At 69.5% G+C, this 2,848-nt stretch carries 5 protein-coding genes; all 5 read right to left on the minus strand.

Going from position 1 to position 2,848, the window contains the following annotated elements; all coding sequences use genetic code 11:
* Positions 1 to 209, minus strand: a 209-nt coding sequence (locus VF468_16525) for a hypothetical protein (GenBank protein ID HEX5879898.1), incomplete at its 3' end; no start/stop codon positions are given.
* Between the two features lie 229 nt (positions 210 to 438).
* Complete coding sequence (locus VF468_16530) at positions 439 to 945, minus strand: hypothetical protein (GenBank protein HEX5879899.1); 507 nt, start codon at positions 943 to 945, stop codon at positions 439 to 441.
* Positions 942 to 1,199: a helix-turn-helix domain-containing protein gene (locus VF468_16535; protein HEX5879900.1), complete on the minus strand. Its 258-nt coding sequence runs from the start codon at positions 1,197 to 1,199 to the stop codon at positions 942 to 944. Before VF468_16535 ends, VF468_16530 begins: the two co-directional genes overlap by 4 nt.
* The gene (locus VF468_16540) at positions 1,196 to 1,414 is read right to left on the minus strand and encodes a helix-turn-helix domain-containing protein (protein ID HEX5879901.1); all 219 of its coding nucleotides are present in this window, start codon (positions 1,412 to 1,414) and stop codon (positions 1,196 to 1,198) included. The genes VF468_16535 and VF468_16540 overlap by 4 nt, the downstream gene beginning before the upstream one ends.
* Before the next feature lie 280 nt (positions 1,415 to 1,694).
* A partial coding sequence (locus VF468_16545; protein ID HEX5879902.1) for a M20/M25/M40 family metallo-hydrolase occupies positions 1,695 to 2,848 on the minus strand: 1,154 nt, incomplete at its 5' end.

A 2,848-nucleotide genomic window follows, 5' to 3' on the forward strand; every position in this document is an offset into this window, starting at 1 on the left:
CTGGAGGCGTGGGCTTGGATGGCCAGCTTGACCGCATGACGCAGCCGACCGATCTGCACTTGGATCTCGAGGGGGAGGCGGCCGGTGAGCCGGTGAGCATCCAGCAACAGCAGCAGCCCCGAGGCGACTGAGGCCATCTGCAGATCCGCCCGCAACGGGGCCGCTGCGGCGTCGGTCCGGCCCGGCTCCAGCTGGGTGGCGACCGTCATGAGTCCCCACCGCCCTGGTGGCCCAGAGCCCGATGGCGCCGCTGGCGGACCCGGTCGAGCGCTCGCAGTAGCTCAGCCGCGGCCGGGTCCCGGCGCTGGCGCCCGCGGGCCTCGTGGGAGGCTGCTCGGGTGCAGGGCTGGCAGTAGGAGAACAGCCACCGGCCCCGGCGCCGGTAGAACGCCTCCGCCGGCTTGACCTGGCCGCACCGAGGGCAACGCTTCATGACAGTCATGCAGCCGTCCCTTCGGGCGCGAAGGCGGCATCCAGCAGCCGGTCGAACCGGTCCCTGGGCAGCCCGGCCAGCAGCTCGTGCAGCTGCCGGTCGGGGAGGGCGCGGACGTAGGCGGCCAGGGCCAAGCAGCGAGCCCCACTCACCGGGGTCACCCAGGCCAGCGCCGCAGCCGCAGCCCCACGCCGTCGCCACCACAAGGCCCCGGCCACCTGGACCGGCTCGCCGGCCCGAGTCCAAGTCCGATAGACCAGCCGGCCGCTCGGGTCCAGGTGGCGGGTGAGAGTGCCCAGCCCTCGGCGCGGGGCACAGGCCACCACCGTCCAGCCATCCACACCGGGGGTCGGCTCGAACCGCAGCACCAGCCCGGCTGGGGCTATTGGCCGGGCCAGGGCCGCCTCGACCAGGGTGGCGAAGTTCACCTTGGGCAGGTGGAGCAGCAGCTCGTTCAGCTCGTGGTTGCCGAGTCGGCGCACATGGGCGGCGAGCTCGTCGCGGCCGCTCACGCCACCTCACCCCCGTCGGATTCCGGAACTGGGGGGAGGCCTTCGTGTTCGATGCGGCGCAGCACCGCCGCCGGGACATGCAGATCCCGGGCGCCCAGACGGGTGGTCGGGAGCCGGCCCGAGCGGGCCAGCTTGTAGGCCTGCCAGCGCGAGATCCCCAGCCGTTCGGCAGCCTCAGGCAGGGGAATCAGGATGCGGGGGTCGCCGTCCAACACCGACCCAGCCGGGGTGGGAGAGGAGGAGGGGCTCGTCATGAGGGGCGCACCTCCTGGTGAAGGGAGGTGGCCAGCTCGCGGATGGCGGGCTCGGGGTAGCGGCGATGGCCGCCCAGGGTGCGCTGGCAGGGGAGCAGGCCTTGCTGGGCCCAGCGGGCGACGGTCTTGGGGGAGACCTGCAAGATGGCGGCAACTTCGGCTGACCGCAGGAAGGTTGCGACCCTCGGCGCACGCCGAGGACACTGGTGCTGCATCGGGACCTCACTCGATGCTCTGGGTGCCGGGGGCGCGTCACCGCCCCCGGCCCCGACTACTTCAGAACCTGGATCTCGCGTCCTACGCGGTGTCAGGTGAACTCGTGGTGTCTCCTCCTAGGTAAAGGCTGAGCGATGGAGTCGATCTCCGACGTTCTCAGTGGCGCCGACCTAAATAGCCGACTGGGTGCTTGCTGGGGTGGGTCTTCAGCTGGTCCGACCAGGCATAGCAAAGCTCAGCGCCCCGGCCTGTAGAAGCACGCCGCCTGCTGACTTGCTGCTACCAATCCCCTGGCGATTTGCTGGCAACCTGGCCATTGAGCAGCGCTAACACCGCTTCCTGATAGATCGCCTGTACTGGCGGGATGGTCGCGATGTCGATCCGCTCGTCGGTGCCGTGCAGCCCCTGGTAGGCGACTCCAAAGCCAGCGGTTGCGGGGATGCCGCGGCTCGACAGGTAATTGCCGATGTTGGAAGGCCCGGCAACCTTTGGCACTGGCGGCCGATCCAGATACGACGCGGCCGCAGTCAACAGGGCCCGCGAAATCGGCGCCTCATCCGGCAGACGGTAGGCCGGCCAACTCTCACGAGCCCGGATCTCGGTTGGCCGATCTCCCGGAACCTGGCGGTCCACAGCTTCAGCGAGCTGCCTGACGAGCTCCTCGGCGGCTGCCCGGTCGAACGTGGGGGTCAGTCGGGCGTCCACACTGACCTCGCAGCGGTCCGGGATGATCGAGTAACCCACACCACCGTGGATAGCCGTGACGGTCAGCCGAGGCGGCAACCCGATAACCTGATCGACAGGGCCGGGCCTTCGGTGTTGCGCCAATGCAAGCACGAGTTGGGCGGCCTTCTCGGCAGCGTTGACCTGACCCGGCCTGTCCCGGCCTCGGCCGGTGTGACCCGATGTGCCGTGCACAATGACCTCGGCACGCCAGAACCCACGACCGCCGATGATCACATGCTCCAGCCCGGGGTAGCCGATCATTACCCCAGCAATCGGCCCTGTGGTCTCGGCAAGATAGCGCTTGATACCACCGAAGCCGCCGGTGTGTTCATCGACGTCAAGCAGCAACGTCACCGTGCCCGGCAACCGGCGGCGCTGACCGGCCAGACGGGCCATTAGGTGGCAGAAGATGGCCGCCGCCGTCTTGCAGTCCGCGCTGCCGCGTCCATGCAGCCAACCCTCCGCAACAGCCCCCGAGGTAGGGGAGCGGGTCCAGGCGGTCTCATCCCCGAACGGGGCGGTGTCGACACAGGCATCCAAGACGAGATGGGGACCTGGCTGATCGCCCACAACGTCACAGACAAGTCCGAGGGGTCGGCCGTCCTCAACCAGCACTCGGGGCTGGAGCCGATGGCGGCGCAGCCAGGCTTCCAGCTCGTCGAGGATGGGCTCGTAGGGGTCGATGCCGGCGCGGCTAGGAATGCGGA

This window comes from Actinomycetota bacterium (genome assembly GCA_036280995.1).
In the GTDB taxonomy this organism is placed as follows: domain Bacteria; phylum Actinomycetota; class CALGFH01; order CALGFH01; family CALGFH01; genus CALGFH01.